Annotated in this window: 18 protein-coding genes; 6 read left to right on the forward strand and 12 right to left on the reverse strand. The window is 63.9% G+C overall.

Annotation, left to right across the window (positions count from 1 at the left end):
• Nucleotides 1-445: 445 nt before the first annotated feature.
• Nucleotides 446-1,384, reverse strand: a complete 939-nt coding sequence (locus FBZ90_RS09025) for a carbon-nitrogen hydrolase family protein (RefSeq protein ID WP_145731144.1) — start codon at nucleotides 1,382-1,384, stop codon at nucleotides 446-448.
• 385 nt (nucleotides 1,385-1,769) lie between these two features.
• Between FBZ90_RS09025 and FBZ90_RS09030 the strand changes: the two genes are divergently transcribed.
• Both FBZ90_RS09030 and FBZ90_RS09035 read left to right on the forward strand, forming a co-directional pair.
• Nucleotides 1,770-3,260 carry an APC family permease gene (locus FBZ90_RS09030; RefSeq protein ID WP_145731147.1) on the forward strand — a complete coding sequence of 497 codons (1,491 nt, stop codon included), beginning with the start codon at nucleotides 1,770-1,772 and terminating at the stop codon, nucleotides 3,258-3,260.
• A gap of 61 nt (nucleotides 3,261-3,321) precedes the next feature.
• The gene (locus FBZ90_RS09035; protein ID WP_145731149.1) at nucleotides 3,322-4,860 is read left to right on the forward strand and encodes an aldehyde dehydrogenase family protein; all 1,539 of its coding nucleotides are present in this window, start codon (nucleotides 3,322-3,324) and stop codon (nucleotides 4,858-4,860) included.
• A gap of 115 nt (nucleotides 4,861-4,975) precedes the next feature.
• Here FBZ90_RS09035 and FBZ90_RS09040 read toward each other — a convergent pair whose 3' ends face one another.
• The 3 genes from FBZ90_RS09040 to FBZ90_RS09050 all read right to left on the reverse strand — a co-directional run bounded on the left by FBZ90_RS09040 (nucleotide 4,976) and on the right by FBZ90_RS09050 (nucleotide 7,953).
• A complete protein-coding gene (locus tag FBZ90_RS09040) occupies nucleotides 4,976-6,268 on the reverse strand; it encodes an NAD(P)/FAD-dependent oxidoreductase (RefSeq protein ID WP_145731151.1) in 1,293 nt (430 codons plus the stop codon).
• Between the two features lie 75 nt (nucleotides 6,269-6,343).
• Nucleotides 6,344-6,766, reverse strand: coding sequence for a Rid family hydrolase (locus FBZ90_RS09045; protein WP_145731153.1), 423 nt, complete (start codon nucleotides 6,764-6,766; stop codon nucleotides 6,344-6,346).
• 47 nt (nucleotides 6,767-6,813) lie between these two features.
• Nucleotides 6,814-7,953 (reverse strand): ornithine cyclodeaminase family protein, encoded by a 1,140-nt coding sequence (locus tag FBZ90_RS09050; RefSeq protein WP_145731155.1) that lies wholly within the window; start codon nucleotides 7,951-7,953, stop codon nucleotides 6,814-6,816.
• Between the two features lie 279 nt (nucleotides 7,954-8,232).
• Between FBZ90_RS09050 and FBZ90_RS09055 the strand changes: the two genes are divergently transcribed.
• From FBZ90_RS09055 to FBZ90_RS09070, 4 genes are all read left to right on the forward strand, one after another.
• Nucleotides 8,233-9,300 carry an AraC family transcriptional regulator gene (locus FBZ90_RS09055; RefSeq protein ID WP_145731157.1) on the forward strand — a complete coding sequence of 356 codons (1,068 nt, stop codon included), beginning with the start codon at nucleotides 8,233-8,235 and terminating at the stop codon, nucleotides 9,298-9,300.
• Between the two features lie 309 nt (nucleotides 9,301-9,609).
• On the forward strand, nucleotides 9,610-10,812 hold the full coding sequence (locus tag FBZ90_RS09060) for a hypothetical protein (protein WP_145731159.1): 1,203 nt from the start codon (nucleotides 9,610-9,612) through the stop codon (nucleotides 10,810-10,812).
• 189 nt (nucleotides 10,813-11,001) lie between these two features.
• Nucleotides 11,002-11,484, forward strand: a complete 483-nt coding sequence (locus tag FBZ90_RS09065; RefSeq protein WP_246130230.1) for a MarR family winged helix-turn-helix transcriptional regulator — start codon at nucleotides 11,002-11,004, stop codon at nucleotides 11,482-11,484.
• A 1-nt stretch (nucleotide 11,485) separates the two neighbouring features.
• Nucleotides 11,486-11,902, forward strand: coding sequence for an acyl-CoA thioesterase (locus FBZ90_RS09070; protein ID WP_145731161.1), 417 nt, complete (start codon nucleotides 11,486-11,488; stop codon nucleotides 11,900-11,902).
• A 104-nt stretch (nucleotides 11,903-12,006) separates the two neighbouring features.
• On the opposite strand, the gene FBZ90_RS09075 is transcribed toward FBZ90_RS09070, so the two are convergent.
• From FBZ90_RS09075 to FBZ90_RS09110, 8 genes are all read right to left on the reverse strand, one after another.
• Nucleotides 12,007-12,510 (reverse strand): DUF6644 family protein, encoded by a 504-nt coding sequence (locus tag FBZ90_RS09075; protein ID WP_145731163.1) that lies wholly within the window; start codon nucleotides 12,508-12,510, stop codon nucleotides 12,007-12,009.
• 50 nt (nucleotides 12,511-12,560) lie between these two features.
• Nucleotides 12,561-13,046, reverse strand: a complete 486-nt coding sequence (locus tag FBZ90_RS09080) for a DUF6644 family protein (RefSeq protein ID WP_145731165.1) — start codon at nucleotides 13,044-13,046, stop codon at nucleotides 12,561-12,563.
• Between the two features lie 286 nt (nucleotides 13,047-13,332).
• Complete coding sequence (locus tag FBZ90_RS09085; protein WP_145731167.1) at nucleotides 13,333-14,118, reverse strand: cyclase family protein; 786 nt, start codon at nucleotides 14,116-14,118, stop codon at nucleotides 13,333-13,335.
• Nucleotides 14,115-15,317, reverse strand: a complete 1,203-nt coding sequence (locus FBZ90_RS09090) for an SDR family NAD(P)-dependent oxidoreductase (RefSeq protein ID WP_145731169.1) — start codon at nucleotides 15,315-15,317, stop codon at nucleotides 14,115-14,117. Before FBZ90_RS09090 ends, FBZ90_RS09085 begins: the two co-directional genes overlap by 4 nt.
• Nucleotides 15,314-16,486 (reverse strand): thiolase family protein, encoded by a 1,173-nt coding sequence (locus FBZ90_RS09095; RefSeq protein WP_145731171.1) that lies wholly within the window; start codon nucleotides 16,484-16,486, stop codon nucleotides 15,314-15,316. The genes FBZ90_RS09090 and FBZ90_RS09095 overlap by 4 nt, the downstream gene beginning before the upstream one ends.
• The gene (locus tag FBZ90_RS09100; protein WP_145731173.1) at nucleotides 16,483-18,096 is read right to left on the reverse strand and encodes an AMP-binding protein; all 1,614 of its coding nucleotides are present in this window, start codon (nucleotides 18,094-18,096) and stop codon (nucleotides 16,483-16,485) included. The genes FBZ90_RS09095 and FBZ90_RS09100 overlap by 4 nt, the downstream gene beginning before the upstream one ends.
• Nucleotides 18,097-18,280: 184 nt before the next feature.
• Nucleotides 18,281-18,925 carry a GNAT family N-acetyltransferase gene (locus tag FBZ90_RS09105; protein WP_145731174.1) on the reverse strand — a complete coding sequence of 215 codons (645 nt, stop codon included), beginning with the start codon at nucleotides 18,923-18,925 and terminating at the stop codon, nucleotides 18,281-18,283.
• 99 nt (nucleotides 18,926-19,024) lie between these two features.
• Nucleotides 19,025-20,431 carry an alpha/beta hydrolase domain-containing protein gene (locus FBZ90_RS09110; protein ID WP_145731176.1) on the reverse strand — a complete coding sequence of 469 codons (1,407 nt, stop codon included), beginning with the start codon at nucleotides 20,429-20,431 and terminating at the stop codon, nucleotides 19,025-19,027.
• Nucleotides 20,432-20,444 lie beyond the last annotated feature (13 nt).

The raw sequence follows: 20,444 nt of genomic DNA on the forward strand, positions 1-20,444 counted from the left end.
TTAACCGTGGGGAGCGCGAACGCTCGCAATCATCTCGCCGGCCCGTCACCGAAGCGGGTTCATGACGGACGCGGCAAATATCCAAGACGGAATGACCAAGTCGGTCAGGCTTGCCCGAGCCGCCGGCTGATCAACGGGAATGGGCGTCCCCAAAGCACCATCACAGGTGCGGCCAGGCCCATCCCAGTGCCTGTACTTCTTCCTTCGTCCTCTCTTGCGGACCAGCACCGTAACAAGGCGCCCGTCGGGTCAAATAAAGACAGGCGGCCGCCCTGTTACGGTTAAGTTAACGGTTGCGAAACCGTTTGATGGGCGAATAAGCCCGCCGTTTTCCCTAGCGTCCAGGATCAGGGACACAGCCCCATCCGCGATGGCGGTCCCTTCGAGCGTCGAACCAGGAATGGAGGACATCATCATTTCCGCTGATGCCGGTCGCGGCGATGTTTCATGCCTGCCCCGCGCGCGTCACCGCGCGGTGGGCCGCGACATTGACGGTGAGGGTGAAGATGTCGGGCCGCGCATAGTGGCCCGCGACATCAAAATCGTATTTGCCACGCACCACGTCGGCCGGATCGATATCAGCATACAGGATGGCTTCGCCGCCAAAGTGCGGCCCCGCGAGTACGGTCCCAAGGGGGGCCACGATCATCGAACCACCGCGCAACAGGACGGTGTCGGGGTCGTCCCCCAGGGCGCAGTCGAAATCGGCGGGGTAAGCACCTCGCGTAATGTGCTGGCACGCCGACAGAACGAAGCAGCGCCCCTCCAGGGCGATATGCCGCATGGTGGCGGCCCAGCTGTCGCGGTCATCGGCGGTGGGCGCGCAATAAAGTGTGATGCCTTGGTCGTACATCGCCATGCGCATCATCGGCATGTAGTTCTCCCAACAGATGACAGCGCCGATCCGCCCCAGCGGTGTTTCGATGACCGGCATTGTCGATCCATCGCCGAAGCCCCAGATCAGCCGTTCCGCCCCCGTGGGCATCAGCTTGCGATGCTTGGCAACCAAGCCTTTTTCCCCGTCGAGGAACAGGGCGGTGCAATAGACCGTTCCGCCATCGCGCTCGATCACCCCGATAACGACAAATGCCCCTGTCGCCGCCGTCGCTTCGGCCAACAACCCGACCTCGGGCCCGTCCAACGCGATGGCCGCCTCATGATACCGGCGATACTCTTCGCGCCCTTCGGGCTTGCGCATGCCGACGGGTGTGCCGAACGAGGCCCCCTTGGGGTATCCACCCAGGAAGGCTTCCGGAAAAACCACCAGGCGTGCGCCGTTCGCCGCCGCCTCACGAATGAGGTCCGCCGCCTTGCGCGCCGATGCCGGCGCATCGTGCGGCAGGGACGCCGCCTGCACGACAGCGGCACGAAACTGCGAGGACATTTCGATCCCTTCCACGCTGAAAGCGCCCCGTGGCGCTGGTATGCCCGCCAAGATACTTGCATCTGGCCGTTAGGCAAGATATTTTAAGCCTATAATAAATGCCGTCGAACAGGGGCGCCCATCTGCCCCGCCACGAAGGTCGGCAGAAGGGTCCCGCAACGGCGCCGTCTCACATCATTATATTGATTATAAATGAGAATTACCGGTCGCCGCCGTTACGACCGCCCGCCGGAAATAGCGCATATGAGGCCACCGCCGCAAGCTGGCAGGTCGCTTAATCAGGGGCCTGAGCACGCCGCAAAAATAACCTCATGCCTAAAATAAAATGAGCTCCCTACATCCCCTTTCCTTCCCTGGCCCTCCCACCTTGGACCGCATCCTCGTCATGACCCGTTCCGAATCCAATCCCGCCCCTCGAACCGGCCTCCTTCCCGGCATGCTGGGAACCGGCGACATCATTTTCATGATCCTCGCCTGCGCGGCCCCGATGGGCGTGCTGGCGGGGATCATCCCGTTGGCCTTCGCTTTCGGGAACGGCGCCGGCATGCCGGGAACCCAGCTCGGCATTTGTGCCGTCATGCTGCTGTTCGCAGTGGGATATGTCCGCATGATCCCGCATGTGAGAAACGCGGGCGCCTTTTACGCCTATATCGCGGCCAGCCTGAACAAGGAGGCGGGGATCGCCGCGGCCTATACCGCCGTCCTGGCCTACATCTGCGCCGGCACCTCCACCCTGGGCGCCATGGCCTTCTTCGCCGCGGATTTCCTGCGCGGCACCTTCGGCATTGAAAGCCGGTGGGAACTGTGGGCTGCGGCCGGCATCGCCATCATCGCCTGGCTGGGCTACCGCAAGATTACGATGGCGGCAAAGGTCCTGACGGTGGCGTTGCTGCTGGAAGTGGGCCTCATCCTCCTGATCGACTGCCTGGTCCTTTATGAGAAGGGCTTTTCGGGATTGGATTTCAACAGCTTCACGCCATCGACCGTATTCGCGCCTGGGCTGGGCATCTCCGTGATTTACGCCATCAACGGATGTATCGGCTTTGAAGCCACCGCGATCTATCAGGAGGAGGCCAAGGACCGGGAGGTCACCATTCCGCGTGCCACCTACGGCGCGGTGCTGATCCTCGGCACCTTCTACGTGCTGTCCACCTGGTGCCTGGTTCTGGCCGCCGCGCCCGACGATATCAAGGCGGTCGCCGCGGCTGATCCAGGCCGCCTCGTCAGCGGCATCGCCGCCCGCTATCTTGGGGAGGTCGGGCGGGATGCCCTCAACCTTCTCACCGTGACCAGCCTGTTCGCGGCGGCGCTCGGCTTCTTCAACAACATCACCCGCTACATGTTCGCGCTGTCGCGCGACGGGCTCTTGCCATCCCCCTTGGGCAAGGCGCATTCCGTCCACGGGTCGCCCTACATGGCGTGTGGGCTGCTGACCGGCATCTTTTCCGGCATTGTCGCCCTCTTCGCCCTGGCTGGCCTTGACCCGCTGTTGAACCTGGCCGCCAGCCTGTCCTCCATGGGCGCGGTGGGGCTTGAAATACTGCTGACGGCGACGTCGCTCTCCATACCGTTGTATTTCGCCCGCCGGAATGAGTTTTCGCCAAGCAAGACCGCCGCGCCCTTGGTGGGTGGAATCCTGATCGCCATCGCCACCTACCTATCCCTGCGGAACTATTCCGCCCTGACCGGCACGACCCTTCTGGCCATCAACTGCCTGCCCGTTCTTTTCCTGGCGGTAGCAGCGCTTGGCCTCATCCATGGCGTCTACCTCCGGAAATGCCGTCCCGGCACTTACGCGAAGGTCGGGGCGACCCAGGTCGAAGAGGGACTGTCCACCGGGAATGTCCACGCGGCGGTGGCCAAGGCAACCGCATAAAGCCCGCCCCCATCGAAACGGCCATAAGAGCCGGGTCGTGGGTGAACTTCTGGAGTGCACCATGATGTCGAGCGAAACCGAACGCGCGCCCTGCGGCAAGGCGGCGCCCCCCCCTTCTCCACAGCTGCCGCGAGGCTTGCCGCTGATCGATGGGCAATTGGCGGAGCCCCTAAGTCCGGGGCGGCTGATCGACGCCATCGATCCATCCACCGCCCGCACGATCATCCAGTTCCACGCCTGCGGGCGCGCAGATGTAGACCGGGCCGTGATGGCGGCGCAGCGCTGTTTCGAAAGCCGCGCCTGGCGCACAATGCGCCCCCTGGACCGCGGCAGGCTGCTGGAACGGCTGGCCCTGCTGGTGGAAGAGCATAGGGAGGAACTGGCGGTCCTGGAATCGCTGGACAGCGGCAAGCTGCTGGGCATCACCCGGGCGATCGATCTTCAGTTCACCATCGATGGCTTACGGCATTACGCCGGCTGGGCATCAAAGATCGCGGGTGAATATATCCAACACTCGCCGTTGATGCCGGAGGATGCGGTCTATCGCGCCTACACCCAGCGCCGCCCCCTGGGCGTCGTCGGCGGCATCACGCCCTGGAACTTTCCCTTGGGCCAGGCCATCCAAAAGATCGCGCCGGCCATCGCCTTCGGGTGCACCGTCGTCCTCAAGCCGTCACCGGAAACGTCCCTGACCACGCTGCGGCTGGGCGAATTGATCCTGGAGGCCGGCTTTCCCGCCGGCGCGGTGAACATCGTGACCGGCGACGGCGCGGAGGTTGGCGCCGCCCTGGTCAACCACCCCGCCGTGCGCAAGATCGCCTTTACCGGCTCAACCGCCACCGGCCAGAGCATCCTGGCCGCCTCGGTTGGGACCATGAAGCGGGTCACCCTGGAATTGGGGGGCAAGTCACCGACCATCATCCTCGCTGATGCCGACCTGGATCGAGCCATCCCCGGCGCGGCGGCGGCCGTCTTCGCCAACTCGGGTCAGATTTGCACCGCCGGCTCGCGGCTGCTGGTCGAGGCACCGATCTATGACACGGTGATCGAGGGGATCTGCGATATCGCGCGCGGCCTGAAGGTCGGCCCGGCATTCGATCCCGCCACCCAGATGGGTCCCCTCATTTCAGCGCAGCACCGCCGACGGGTTGACTCCATGGTGGGGAATGGCCTGGCCGAGGGCGCCGTGGCACTGGCCGGCGGCGGCGCAGCCGAGGGCGACGGCTGGTTCTACAAGCCCACGGTGCTCGGCGCTGTCTCGGCGCAGATGTCGGTCATGCGGGAGGAGATCTTCGGGCCGGTGGTTTGTGCGGTGCGCGTCGACGACCCTGGCGACATCGTCCGCATCGCCAACGACACGCCCTTCGGCCTGGCCGCTAGCATTTGGACACGCGACCTTGACCGGGCGCACCTGCTGGCGGACCGGATCGACGCCGGCACGGTGTGGCTGAACACACACAATGTACTGGATCTCGCCATGCCCTTCGGCGGCCACAAGCTGTCCGGCCTCGGCCATGAGTTCGGCAATGACGCGATGCAGGCATACACCGAGCCCAAGGCCGTGTGCATGCGGCTTGACCCCGGTTCGATGCGGTACTGAGAACGTGTCGCTGGCGGCTGCCCCTCTCGGGCCGTCCGGCGACACCATCAAGGCCCGCCGCGTTTTGCCCGAAGCGCGGCGGGCCTTATTTTTATCCTCCTGAACCGATCACCCTCTAAAATCGGTCCAATCGGTAAGGGGTCGGATCGACAAGGGGGGTGGAGCCCATGACCAGGTCAGCCGCGAGCTGGCCGGCGGCCGGGCCCGTTCCAAAGCCGTGGCCGGAAAAGCCGCAGGCCAGAATCAGGCCGGGAATCCGCTCCACCGGGCCAATCACCGGCAGCGAGTCCGGCGTCACGTCGATCATTCCCGCCCACGCCTGCGCCACCAAGGCCTTATGGAACGTGGGCCAGGCCGCCGTGAGGTTGATCATGGCTTCCTTGTTAAGGTGCGCATTGACCGGCGGATCCATCGTGCGGATCCGTTCAAACGGGGAGACAGAACCCGGCCCCCAGCGCCGCGGCAGTGCCAGATCGCTCAAGAAATCCTTGCCGAGCGTGACGCGCAAGTTCCGCCATTGCGCCATCAGCGTCGAAAGATACCGGGTGCCGATCAGCAAATGATCAAGCAGCAGCGGCGCGAACAGGGCGCCCCGCTGTGTGATGGTATAGCCGCCATCGTGGCGCTTGCGGAAAGAAAAGTCGGGGCCGCCCACGGCGATATCGGTTGGGCCCTCCATGGGTGTGGTACGCAACACGGACGCGACCAAGGGCAAGGTCAGCAGCTGGACCCCAAGATTGCTCAGAAAGCGCCGCGACCAGACACCACCGGCGAGAATGGCCTGGCCACAGCGTATTTCCCCGCGCTCCGTCACGACACCGGCCACCCTGCCCGCCGCCATCGACAGCGTGCGGACGGCACAGTTCTCGACGATGACAGCACCCTTCGCCATTGCGGCCCGGGCGATCGCGCTGGACGCGATCGTGGGCTCGGCACGGCCATCGGATGGGGTGTATATGCCGCCGGCGAACCGTTCCTCCCCACCCGGCACCATCTCCGTGATCTCGCGCGGCGTCAGCAGCCGGCTGTCGAGCGACGCCCCTTTGACGGCGTCCAGCCAGCGTTCGTGGGCGGCCATCTCCGCCGACGTGCGGGCGACGTACATGATGCCGGCCTGGCGGTAGCCGCAGTCACTGCCGACACGCCGCGGCATCTCCGCCCAGAGGCGTTCGGCGGCCTGCGCCATCGGCAAATCCGGCAAGGCCCGCAGCATTTTGCGCACCCAGCCGAGATTCCGGGACGACTGTTCGCCGGCGATGCGCCCTTTTTCCAGCACCACCACCGGAACGCCCCGTTCCGCGAGCGTAAGCGCCGCCACCAGCCCGACGATGCCGCCACCGATGATGACAACCGAGGTTGACGATGGAAAATCTGAGGAGGTCTCTACCGGAATTATATCAGGAGGCATGGTCCATTTCTTCGAACTGGACGCGGGCGCCCATCCCTTCAGCGTCAGCGGTGCCGTGTGGGACGGGCGCCACGGTCAAAGGGTGATCCGCATTTCCTTGACGTCCGCTTTCGACGCGCCGCGCCAAGCCGTCACCTCGATCTCCACCTTGTATTGGAGCGAGCCCAGCGGCGGGCACGTCATGGTCAAGGTGGGGTTGATCCCCCGCATGCGGTTGCCGTACGCGGTCATGACAGCTTCCACGTCCTGCGGGAACTGCACGAAAACCCGTGCGGCAACCACGTCTTCCAGCGTCGCGCCAACGGCGGCCAGCGCGCCTTCGATATTGCTCAGCGCCTGCAATGCCTGTTCTGCCGGGTCATCGGGCAGCACCTTGGTGCGCGGGTTGCGGCCGGCGGTGTTGGACACGAAGATCAGGTCATCAACGGCGACCAGGCGCGAATAACTGCCGTGATCCTCGAATTTGTTTCCGGTCTTGATCTTGATGATATCGGGCATCGTACTTTCCCAGGCGGTAAGGGGTGTATCGGTGGGGGCCGGGGGCCTCATCGCAACGCGGGTTCGTCCCACAGGGGAAGGCGCGTGCCGATCCCTTTGGCCAGGGCGTTGCGGTAAACCTGGGTGCCCCAGGCGACATCCTCCACCGCCATGCCACCGACCGACAGGATGATGATCTCGTCATCGTTGCGGCGGCCGGGCGCATCGCCAGCGGCAATCCGGCCAAGGTCTTCCAATTGCCCGCGCGCGACGCGGCCTTCGTCCACCAGATCGAAGAAGCGCACGCCGACCGCCGGGATGACCTTATGGACAGGCTTGGGGTTTTCCGCCTGATAGGTTTCATAGAGGCCGGTGAAATCCAGCACCTTGCGGATTTCTGGCGTCTCCATGCCTGCATCGATACCGCAGGGCGCCGGCATCGACAGGAACGTGCCGGGATTGACCCAATCGCGCCGCACCGTCGGGTACTTCGACGGGTCGCCCGTCGCAACCGATGCGCAGAAGGTGGCGATGTCGGAACCGCGCACCACCTCCTCATCGGTATCAACCACCTTCACGGTGGTGATCTGCGGATAGGTCTGCTTCAGCCAGGCGAGGAAAGCGTCGACGTTCTTCCGGCCCCGCCCCTTCACCTTGACGGTATCGATGTGGGGACAAGTCGCCATGAATGCCGCAAGCGAGGTCCTGGCCATCACCCCAGGGCCCAGGATACCAACCACGCGGGACTCCTTACGCGCCAGATGACGGGCCCCCACCCCCGGAACCGCGCCAGTGCGATAGGCCGAGAGCAGGTTAGCCGACATCACGGCCAAAGGCGCGCCCGTATCGGCATCATTGAGGATGAACATCAGGATCGAGCGGGGCAGCCCCTTGTCCCGATTCTCAATGTTGGAGCCGTACCATTTCATTCCGGCGGTGCGGAATTTCCCCCCCAGATACGCGGGCATGGCCATGAACCGGCGATCCGCCGTCGGCTTCGGCATGTCCGGAAAGGGGGAGTCTTCCGGAAAGACCACGATGGCGCCGTGCGAATTGCTGTCCGGTCCCGCCATGCGATAGTCGCCAGCGTAGAGCAAACGGAACATCTCCTCCATTGTGTCGACGCAGGCCGCCATATCGGTCACGCCGGCCCGGATCATGTCCGGTTCGGAAAGGTAGATGAAATCTATCTTGGGCAAGGTATTCATGGGTCCAGCTCGGCAAAGAGGCGATTACTGTTGACACGGGCACCCCCAAACGTCGCGCGCGATTGCAACGGCGGGACTGGATGCCAGTTGATGGAACCGCTCAGGACAAAATGACCGTGGCGAACGTCTCCCTCTATCCTTGCGGCCATTGGGCGTTATCGCCGGGAAGGGGTCTTAGTCCTGCGCGGACGAAGAACAATTTCAATGAAGGGGGAGACTGTGTAAATTGCAGGGGTGGACCGCTGCTTTGCAGAATCGGTCAGGGGAGGTTTCCGCTGAATGTCGAAAAGCGCTGCGCCGCCGGATGGGGCCGTCGTCACAATGACCGATCAGCCAACGATCCGCGTGCTGTTCCTCCCCGCGTTGCTCAATGTCCTGTCCGAGATGGACGATCGCATCGACCCCTTGTTGCGGGAGCACGGCTTCTTTCGGGCACAATTGGATAAACCCTACGAGCGCGTGCCCTTGCATCGCTATGTCGCGCTGCTGGAACAGGCGGCTGCGAAGCTCCAACGGCCGAACCTTGGCCTGGAGATGGGACGATCATTCGGGCTTGCGGATCTGGGACCGTTCCATGCCCTGCTGCGCGCTTCCGGCACGCTGCGCGGCGCGCTGGATTATCTGGCGCTGTTCCAATCGCGTCTGCAGAGCAAGACCTCGTTCGACAGCCAGGTCGGCCCCGATTGCACCACCTACAGTTATCGCATCGAAGACGCGCGAATCTGGCCCCGGCAACAGGACGCGGAATTTGCGATATCGGGATATGCCAACCTGATCCGGCAGCTGACCTCTGCCAAATGGTCCCCGGCCGAGATCCATTTCGAACATCCGATCACTGGCCGCGAAGAGTTCCTTCTGCGCTTTTTCCGGAGCCCGGTGAACGGCAACCAGGCGGCCAACGCCCTGATCATCCGCAACGAGGATCTGGACAAGCCGCTCATCAGCGCCCTGTCGTCTGAGGACAATAAGCTGAGGACGGTTCTGGAAACGCATCTGCTTGACCTGATGGGACCGGCGGCGACGTCAAGCGGCGGATTGGCCGCCCAGACCAAGGACATCATCGCCCGCGGGCTGGGGCGCACACGGGTCGACTGCGCCCTGGCGGCGGCGGAATTGAATCTTTCCGAACGCTCCCTGCGCCGGCGACTGATGGAGGAAGGCACCTCATTCCGGGCCCTGCTGCAGGAGGCGCGGCAGGAGCGGGCGAGGTCGATGCTGAAGACCGCCGACCTTCCACTCTCCGTCGCGGCGGAGCAACTGGGGTATTCGGATACGGCAACGTTCTCGCGCGCCTTCAAGGATTGGACGGGCGTTTCACCTGGGCGCTATTCAAAGAACACGCGATAGCGCCTGAGCGGACATCGCATTCCCCTTTGTCCCCCCGATAATCCGACGCGTCATTAACAAAACCTTTTTGAAAGGCTGCGATCCTTACTGTTAGGCTAAGATATTGCAGCGTCCAACCGCCGATGCGGCGCAGCACTGGACAGCTTTCCGCGACACCAAGGGCATATGCGCGGTCTGGGCGGCCAATGACAGGCCGCGATTGAATCAAAACTTGACCGATTCAGAATGGAGCAAGGCGTGAAGGTCCCACGGTCAGGTGATACCCCTGTTTCCCCATCCGCGTTTGAAGAGGAGGTGGCGAAATTCAGGGTGGCGCTGACCGCCGCCCGTTCAGCGGCCTTGCTGCAGTTGTTCGATTTCCTGGTCGAACGATCCAATGACGATCGCGCCCCGAAGGAAATTGAAATCGCCTTCGCGGTGTTCGGTCGAAACGGTGACCCCGGCGCCACGTCGCAGTCGCTGGATTCCGGCGTTCGCGTGTACGTTCACAGGCTGAGAAAGCGGCTCCATGACTTCTACGCGGATCAGCCGGGCCCCAAGCTGGAAATTCCCAAAGGGGAATACCGTATCGTCCTGGCCCTGCCCCCCGACGTGCCCGCTGATCACCCGCCCCGTCTCACGCCGGAAAACTGGACTTGGCCGAAACTAGGCAAACGGCCGCTTATGCTCATGTTCGGTATGTTGCTGATCTCGATCATCGCCGGTTTCGCGATCTGGTTCTTGGGCCAGGGGCATTGGGTCGCGCGCGAGGCGCAAGAGCAATTGCGGGCAACGGCCTTCTGGTGGCCGCTCGCGGCTGACAAGGAAGCGGCCCGGCTGGTGGTGGGCGACGCCTTCCTGGTCGCCGAAACCGAAGACCAACGGGATATACAGCGCATGATCCAAGAGCCTGGCATCCGCTCACGCGAGGACCTCGGGACTTATCTCAAGACGCATCCCGACGCCTTTTACCGGCTCTATGATCTGGATTTGAACCTCGCGCCTGCCGGCACGGTGATCGCCGCGTGGACGGTACAGAACGCCGTCACCCGGTTCCATCCCGGCAGCCCCGATCTGGTGCGGTTGGTGCCCGCCTCGAAGCTTGATGCCCATATGCTTGAAACCGGAAACCTGATCTATGTCGGGCGCTTTTCCGACCTGGGGCGCGTTGCGGCGCCATTATTCCAGGTGGCCCATCTGCGGCCCGGCGCCTCTTACAAGGAACTGGTGGATTCAACGTCCGGCAACCGATTTGTCGCCGATCTGGACACCAGCCAGGAAAACAAGCCGCTGGTGGACTATGGCTATATCGCCAGCCTGTCTGGTCCCATGGGTCAGCATATTTTCGTGGCGGCCGGTATTGGCGACACGGCGGTTCAGAACATGGCGAATCTCATTTCGAATTCGAAGCAATTGCAGGCCCTCGAATCCCACGCCGACATTCATGGGGATTATGAAGCCCTTTTCGAGATTCGCGCCATCAATGGCGTCGCCCTGGACCAGCGCCCGGTATTCGTTCGACCGCACCACTGAACCATCGGCGCCCTCTCGCCCATTCTGGGGGAATATCGGCCCGTGGAACCGCCGGCCGGCAATCCACTTGGACAAGTCGACGTTTTCCTTTAAACCTAAAATAACCTAGATAAGAGTCCGGGCCCCACACGCTTGCCGGCAAGCTGGCGTAACCGGGGCCGTTCCTTCCCTTCAGACGTTAGAGTGCACATGACCGCTGACAGCGACACGAGTGACGAGCGCTCCCCCATCGGGGCTGGTTCCACGGAACTGCGCATGTGGATCCGATTGCTCAGCTGCGCCAAGATTGGCGAGAAGCGCCTGAGGCGCAATTTCGAAGAACAATTCGACACCACGCTGCCGCGTTTCGATGTCATGGCCGCGCTCTATCGCGTGCCGGCGGGCCTCAGCATGGGGGCCCTGTCCCGGGCGCTTCTGGTCTCCAACGGGAACGTGACCGCGATCGTGCGTCAGCTTCAAGCACAGGGCCTGGTGCAGTCGGCGGTTGACCCGCAGGACGCCCGGTCCGCGATCGTGTCCCTGACCAAGGCCGGGCGGGCACGCTTCCTCACCCTGGCCGAAGCGCATCACCAATGGATCGCCGATGCGTTCAGCAATTTCCCCGCGGAGCGGATGACGGCGCTGCTTGAGCTGCTGACAGACCTGCGGGCGCTTCTTTCCAAAGAGAACTGACATGCCTTTCGAAACCACCACCCAGGTCCGCTTCTCCCACATCGACGCGGCGGGCATCGTCTTCTATCCGCGCTATTTCGAGATGTTGAATAGCGCGGTCGAGGATTGGTGCGCGCAGGCCCTGGGCCAGGACTTCAGAACCCTGCACCTTCATCGCGGCATCGGGGTGCCAACCGTCAAGCTTGACGTCGAATTCGTCTCCCCCAGCGAGCTTGGCGACATGTTGACGATCACCCTGTCGCCGCGTGAGATCGGCCGCAGCAGTTGCCAACTGCATGTCGTGTTCTCGGGGGATGAGCGGGTGAGACTGCGGGCCAACGTCGTTCTGGTCTGCATGGACCTGCATACCCGGCGCGCGACACCATGGCCGGAGGAGATACGGGCCCGCATCCAGGAGGGGATCGCCTACGCGATCTAGGCGCCCAATGTCCGGCCTTGCCCCATACCCAGCCCGTCCAACGCCCAACCGCCGCCCCCGCGGCATCAGGGGCGGCGGCGATAAAGACGAAACGGGGCATGCGGTCAGAACAGGATGTCCAGCGTGAACCCGATCCAACGCCCGATGTAAATCACCGCGACCCATAACAGGAGTGACGTCACACCGGCCACGCGAGCGGCGGTCGGCGGCGGCATCACGGTGTCCCAGGCGGCGATACGGCGATGGGTGGTCACATGGAAAACCGCCATGTTGATGCCTGCCGCCAGAATCACCACCAGCTTGAGACGGAACTGGGTGTTATTCGCATACGCCGGGGCGTTGGCGGTGAACAGCAGGCATCCTGTCGCCACGGCCAGAATGAAGGCCCCCCAGGTAAAGGGCAGCAGTTCGGCGATAAGCTTGTTCGCGCCACGCCGATGCGACGCGAAGCCGAGCAAGCGCAGATCGACGATCATGATTGTGCCGAAAACCAAGGTGATCGCCACGACATGCAGCGATTCAATGATGGGGAAAATCGCGGGGTTCTGGCGAATCCATAGGGAAAGTCCGGAATTCTGGATACTCTGAAGGATGGTCTGCAAGGACATGATGGGCCCCCTGGCTTACTTCGATTATGGTCGCGCGCGACGGAATGGCGTCAGGTGTAGGCGATGAAGCGGCCGCAAAAGATCACGACCGTCCACAACGCCAGCGACAGCCAGGCTACCGGCTTGGTCATGGCCGACCTGTCGGAACCATTGCCCCCCGGTGGGGACTGAAGCAGCGGCTTTTGGAAGACCAGCGTCAGCACAAAGGCGATCAGGACCAGCGCCATCTTGGTCCAGAAGACCGCGTTGTTAAGGGTACGGCCCGGTTCGGCCACGATCAGCACAAGGCCTGTCAGCAGCAAAATGCCCAAAGCGGACCACATCCGGGGCAGATACCGGCGGATAACCGCCGGGGATGCTTCATCGGCGGCGAACACCCCCGCCAGCCGCAGATTGGAAACCAGCGCCGAGCCGACCAGAACCGCGATGGAAAGGATATGGACCGCCTGTACCGTGGGAATGATCCACACGGTCTCGCGGATGGTGGCGGCAACCGGCGTGGTATAAAGCCACTGGCCGAATGTTTGTATGGACATCCCTCAAACTCCCCCCTGATGGGTGATGGGCGGCGTGGCTGCCGATGGGCCGGGCCCCGCCCAATGTTTCTCGGTTGATGGCGGTCGTTCGGTGCCCGACGCGTAACGACCATCCCGCCACCAGGAATACCGGCATCGCCCCCCATCCCCGCACGGTGAAACGGTTTGATACGGGAACAACGCGCCATGAAACGGTAATGCGAATGGGCCGTACCGCGCGGTTTTGAGGAGCAATATCCGCGCCATCGCCTAGCCGTGCGCGAATGGATGGATGCCTGCCCCTTCCTCACGCGACCAAGGCGATCACGCGCAGTGGGCTGCCCGAACCACCTTTGATCTTGAGCGGCATCGCCACCACCAGCGCGCCGAAGGCGGGCAACTGGTCAAGGTTGGTCAGGCATTGCAAGCCAAAGCGCCCGTTACCATGCAGGATGGAATGCGCCGGCAGAGGCTCATCGAAATGCGCGGCCTGCCCGGCGTCTGTGCCGACGGTTTCAACACCCAGGCCGACACAGTCGCGGTCGTGCACCAGGAAGCGCATGGCAGTCGCGTCCGGCCCGGGTGAATGGGCGCCATCCTCCCTGAGGTTGAGGTAGGACACGGTGCCTACCCGCTTAGACCAATCACTGCGCAGCAGAATCCAGTGCCGGGGCGGGATCGGGCCATTGCGCGCCTCCCAATCGTCAAGAAAGGCGCGGGTCAGGATGAAATCTTCGTCGGCGGCGGCCTCCCGGCTGATATCAATGACCACGGCGGGATGGATGAAGTCTTCGGGCCGCACCTCGTCCACCGTCCCGTTCGGCACATCGCGGCCCGTGATCCAATGCGCCGGCGCGTCGAAATGCGTGCCGGTGTGCTCATTCATCGAAATATTGTTCCAGTACCAGGCGGGGCCGTTCCCGTCATAACGCGACACCGTTTCCATCCGGAATGGCTCGCACTGGCCGAACTCCGATGGCAGGACGATGACCGGAAAGTCCGGCGACAGCGTGTTGGTCAGATCGACGGCACGGAGCCGCTGCGAAGCGATGCCGGCGACCAGACCGGCAAGTATGGGATCCATCGCGGTCATAGGTTCCTCTCCCTGGTGTAAAGCGCGGGATCAGCCAGCCAGCGGTCCATAGCATCGACGGCGACATCGCCGACGCATGAGACCTCCCGCCCCGTTTCAAGCGCCGTGATGATTTCCCGGGCAAGCCGGGCCGGGGCGACCTTGGGGGGCGGGACGGACTGGTGATCCTCGTCATCGCTGGGTCCGGTGAAGACCGATAGCACCCGAACCCCGGTGGCGCGCATTTCGTGACGGAAGCTCTGCAAGAGCGCATGGCGGGCCGCCTCACCGGCGGCATAGCCGGCGAAGGCGGCATCACCGGCCAGCGCCTGCGCCGAGAGGATATCGACGAAGGCAGCGGACGGCCGCCCCTGCAACAGGGGCGCGCTGGCCTGCACCAGGCGCATCAACCCCAGAACGGCGACGTCCAGCATCCGCCTCTGCTCCACAAGGTTGCCGTCCGCGCTGACGCCGCCGCCCCGCACCAGACGTGCGGTGTTGATGACGATGTCCAAGGGACCGGGGATCTTGCTCATGCACTCCGCAACCATGACCGGGTCGGTGAGGTCGAGGGGCACCGACTGAACCCTCTCCATCCCCAGTAGGCTATCCGACAGGTCCGCGATCCGTGCGGGCGGGGCCAGTCCGGCGACGATGTGGCCGGCGCCGGCCGCGAGAAGCGCCTGAACAAGGGCGCGGCCGATCGCCCCGCGGGCGTCGCTGACCAGGATCGTGCGGCCCTTCACAGGAACGACGAATTCGCGCCATTGCCGATCGCTCATGTCAGGTTCCTTTCCGGCGGGCAAGGCGAAAAGCGCCGCGTTACCGCCCCTGTCCAGCATCAGCCGCATTTCCGCCTGGTCGCCCGCCGTCAACCCCGCATGCAGGTGGGCGAGCGCGACGGGGCCGGCATCCAGCGCCACCGTGCCCATGCGCCAGGGCAATTGACCGCGGAAGTAGAGGTCCGTTGAGACGCGGATGGTGGTGACCGACAGGACCTGGGCACCGCGCCCATGGTCGGCCCAGCGCAATTCACCCCAGCAACGCGGGCAGACGTCACGAGGCGGATAGGTGACCGCGCCGCAATCCACGCAGCCCTGCAACACGAAGCGCCCCATGGCCGCCCTGGCGGCCATGGCTTGCATCGCGCGGCTGCGCATACCGGGCGGGACATGCCGCTCCTTAAGCCGGGCGAGCGGGTCACGCTTCTCATGGCTCATCGGCAGGCCTCAATAATGGCGGCGGCTGTACACACGCCGCGGTCGTAATTCACCAGGCCAAATCCCGATATCGCCGCGATATCGGCATCCGGCACCTGGGCCCCCAACGGTTGGCGCAACACTTGGCGCAGCCCTTCGGTCACGTTCTGAAAGCCGCCCGCCGCCCCCGCCTGGCCCAGCGACAACTGGCCCCCGTTGGTGTTCAGCGGCAGGTCGCCGTCTATCTCGAAGCGGGTCGCACGGATGAATTCCGCAGCCCGGCCCTTGGCACAAAAGCCCAGATCCTCAAGCTGCATCGCTACGATCACCGGATAGTCGTCATAGGCCTGAAGCGTATCGACATCGGCCGGGGCAACACCGGCCATCGCCCAAAGGGACTCCCCGTCCATCGCCCACCCCCCGCGCAGCTGCACCGGATCATCGGGATAAGCGTTGTGCCGCTCGATCGTCGCCAGGATGCGGGCCACCCCCAGGCCGTGCCGCGCGGCGATTTCCGGTGTCGTCACAATGAATGCCTCCGCCCCGGCGCAGGGCATCACACAGTCGAAGAGATGGACCGGATCCGAAATGGGCCGGGCGCGCAGATAGTCGTCCAAGGTGAGTTCCCCGCGCTGCAGGGCGGACGGATTGGAGCGGGCGTTGCGGCGCTGGGCGACACACAGCTTGCCGAAGTCCTCGCGTGTGACGCCGTAGGCCCGCATGTAGGCGTCGGTGATGAGGGCGAAGGTCGCGTTCGGTCCACCGAAACCATAGGGATAAACGGCATCCTGGGAAAACCGGGAGAACGTCGCCAGGGTGTGGCGGAAGCTATCGAGATGGTTGGTGTCCGCGGCCACGCAGGCGACGACATCCGCGTCGCCGCATTGCACCGCCCGGGCGGCCCGGCGCAGCGCCATGACGCCGCTCGCGCCGCCGGTCGGGATATGATCCAACCAGCGTGGGGAAAGGCCCAGATGCTGGACCAGGCCGACCGCCGTATCCGGCATCGCCGAAAAGCTGGCGAAGCAGAAGCCGTCGATATCGACCGGACCGAACCCGGTGCTTTCCGCCAGGCCCCGCATGGCCCGCCCGGCCCACCAGTGGGCGGATTGGTCGGAATACCGCTGATAGGCCACCGTCACCGGCGCGCACAGCGCGACACCATCGTAGGGGGTCCGGGCGCGCGTCATGTCTGCCGCCGCTTCAACGCGCGCATGTCGATGAACGCACCCTGGCTCATTTTCTCGGTGACCAGGGTCTTGAGCGCCGCCCGCAGGATCTTCTCCGTCGGCGTCCGCGGCAACTCCGTCACGAAGGCGACCCAGCCTGGCACCTTGTAGTAGGCCAATTGCCCCAGGCTCCACCGCACGATTTCCTCCGCCAACCCATGTCCAACGTGGGCGGCGGTCGTCACGATTAGTGCCGCGACCTCATCACCGCGCACATCATCGGGTGTGGCGGCGACGGCCGCCTGCTTCACCAGCGGATGCTTCATCAGGACGGCCTCGACCTCGACCGCGGCGATGTTTTCGCCAGAGCGGCGGATGACGTTCTTCTTGCGATCCACAAAGTGAAGGTCACCGTCCTCGTCACGCGCGACGATATCGCCGGTATGGAACCAGCCACCCTGCCAGGCCTCTTGCGTCGCCGCCGGATTCTTGAGGTACTCCCTGAAAAAGCCGTAGCGCCGATCGTCACCCGCGCGCCGCACCAGCAACTCGCCCGGCATGTTGGTGGCAACCTCCGCCCCCACGTCGTCGACAATGCGGACCTCCACCTCGTCGGTCGGCCGGCCGAAGCAGTTGGTGCCCGTCTTGCGCGGCTCTCGGCTGGCGCAGATGACGCCGCCGCTGCCCGTCTCGGTCATCGCCCAGGCCTCGATCAAGGGAAAACCAAAGCGATCCTCGAAAGGCGCGTGGAGTTCGCGGGGCGTGCCAGCCCCAAAGCCGAAGCGCACCGCATGGTTCCGGTCCTGGTCGCTCGCCGGCGCCTTCATCAGCATGGACGGCATGACCCCCAGGTAATGCAGACAGGTGGCGCCACTGCGCCGCACGGAATCCCACCAGGTGCTGGGGTGGAAGCGGTCCAGGATGGTCAGGCAGCCGCCAACGGTGATCATGGCCAGCACCGATACCGCCATCGCGTTCATATGAAACACCGGCAGGGGTGTGAGCATGCGCTCCTGCCCCGGTCTTAGGGAAATCAGTCCCCCGACATCACGATACCAGTCGCCGGAATGGAGGAAATATTCATTGGTCAGCACGCAACCCTTGGGATCCCCCGTGGTGCCGGAGGTGTAAAGCAGGGCCGCTTCCGTGGATCGATCCGGCGGCGCCGGATCACGCACCGTCCCCGGGATTTGTGGAAGCGGCTCTTGCGGCAGCAGCGTGACCATGGCGCGGCCAATGGTCCGGGCGGCCGTTGCCACCTCCGCCCGCCGGTCCTCCAGGACGAAAGCCGCATCCATTTCCGAGTGGCCGATCAAATATTCCAGTTCGCTGCGCCGCAGGTCAGGATTGATCGGCACCACCGAGGCGCCAAGGCCGTTGGCCGCGAGCCAGATCTCGATGAACTCCGGCCGGTTCTGCAACAGAAGGCCGATCCGGCTGCCTCCGCCGAAGCCAGCGGCGCGCAGCGCCTCCTGCCGCGCCAGCACCCGTCCCAGCATGGTGGCATAGGTGATCTCCCCGGCGGCGATGCCATATATGCCGGCCGTTTCGGGCAGCACGTTCAGGAACGGATTGTCCGAATATTTCGCGGCCGCCGCCGCGAACCTTGAAAAGACAGTTTCGCCGCTCACAATACCCTCTCTCAGACAGGCCCCTCACTCAGACAGCGCGTGGCCTGATGGTCGATGCACCGGGACCTACCGCCCCATGTGCGCGGATTTATTTTTTTAAGCATAAACTGTTTGAATCCAGGCCCGCTGGGGTCGTCCGGAAATCGCGCCGCTGGCTGTCCCCTCGCCGCCCAGGCGCAAGTCGTCAAGATTCAGTTGGGTCAGCGGCGCGGAGCCCATTGAGCAGTACTTGCCTTCGCGACTCCAGCCGGCTGGCCATGGCGCCTTTCACCCCCGGCCACTCGTCATTCGAGACGCTGAAGACGACCACGTCGCCGAAGGTGCCATCACCCATGGGGATCACGCGGCGCAGCATTCCGTCCTGGCGCGCGCCCAGCCCGGCGACAGCGCGCCGTGAGGGCCAGTTACCTTCATATACGAGGAACTCGACCAGTATGCAGTGAAGCACGTCGAACGCGAAGGACATCAGCAGGAGCTTGGTCTGAAGGTTGGCGACGCCCTTGCGGTATGGCGCCGCGTACCAGGTGAAGCCGATCTCCAACTTCTTCCGCCATGGATCGAATACCCGGAACCAGCTGGTGCCGATCGGTTCGCCCGTCTCCAGACAAACGGCGAATGGAAAGCTCCGTCCCGCCCGCAGATCGTAAATCGCCCGGTTGACATAGACCTTCATGTCGTCCGGCCTGGGAACGAAGCCCATGTCCCATTCATGGTCGGTCGCGGTCGCCGCCGCCTCGGTCAAGCCCGCGACATGACTCAAGGACAGCGGCTCAAGCCTGATGCCGCCACCCCGCAAGTTCCTAATGCCTTCCGGCCATGCCCATGACATGTGACGAGCCTCCTGAAGCGCCTTGATGATTGTTCCGTATCGTAAACAATAGACAGATTTTAAATTAACTGTCTCGAAAATATGTCGGTGCGCGCACCTTCAAAAGTCGTCGGGCTTGGCGATCGGCGCCAACCGGCCGGCATCCGCGGGCAGCAGATAGCCCTGGCTCACGGACCGTGATTTCGCCGCCTCGAACCTGCGGGCGTACGTGGCGAAATCGCCGTAGAGCGATCTCAGCTTGTCCCGCGTGTAGGGCACCTTGGTGTCGTAGACCATGCCGCAACCGGTTTCCTGGTCGGTGAGGTAGGCCGCCGCCGGCACCTCGATCCACGCGGGCCGCACGCCCCCGATCATGTTCCCGGCTTCCGGATCCCGCGCGATGCCGCGACCCTCCCGCTTGAAACGGGGCGCTTTGGGCATCGGCTTGCCATCCCGGACCCAACGGTCCATCGCGTCGAGAAGGGCCGATACGACCATCTGTGCGGGCTCGTCATAAAGATGGCGGCAGCGCGGGTCCGTTTCCTTGCCTACATCCGCCGGCAAATCCTCAACTTCCTCGGTTCCGAGGTCGGCCAGACGCAGGTGGGAAACGCCGGCCACCTCGTAATAGCGCAGGCGCGGGCGATCACTGTCCGCCGGGACGGCGATCTGTTCGACCGCGTCGTGCATGGCCTCTGACTCGCTGTAGACGACCACGAACGGCGCATCGTCCGGCATATGACGGGGCACGCGGATGACGTCACCGCCAACCTCTCCGAAAGACATCTTGCCCGTCATGTAGGCGTCGATGAGGGGCCGTCCGTCCGGCATGCGCCATTGCTGATGGCGCCCTTGATCCAGATAATCCATCCAGACCTGCGCCGTCACCGCCCAGCTGTCGACATAGACGCGGCTGACCTCCAGCCCGCGCATCGGTCCATCCGGCAGGTTGGATTTGAGCGCCAAAGCGAGCTGCGCTCCGATACCCTGGGATTGCGGAACAAAGGGGTCGGCATGCCCGCCCCGTTGGAACCGCACGGGATCGTAATACGTCCCCAGAGGCGCATAGCGCGCGTAGTCGAACCGGCGCATGAAGTCGAAGTTGAGGTCCTGCGGTTCCGGATCGGGCCGCCAATCGGGATCGGTCGTGGTCTTGGGATCCTGCGCGGGCTTGTTGATGTTGAGTGTGTATCCCACCCATGCGTAGCCCTGCCGGATCAGATAGTCCTTGGTCAGAATCCAGCCGGCCCCGCGTTCACCGATCCAGGTGAAGGGTTCCATCACCACGGTGCCGTTGAACTTGCGCGGGTCCTTGGGCCTCCGCACCAGAATGCGGGTGATGTAAGGAAGCTGGAAAAGTATCGCCCCCTGCGCCGTGATCGCAGGCGCGACGCCCGACATGTAGTACTCGTCCTCGACATAGCCGCTCCCCTTGAGATCGGCATATTCGGTCCCGGGGTTGGTGGTCCGCAGCGCCGAGGACAGGGGCGGCTGGCCGCTTGGCGGTACCGGCATGATTGTCGGCATGGCGGGCACCTCC

This window comes from Nitrospirillum pindoramense (assembly GCF_007827955.1).
Lineage (GTDB): Bacteria > Pseudomonadota > Alphaproteobacteria > Azospirillales > Azospirillaceae > Nitrospirillum > Nitrospirillum amazonense_B.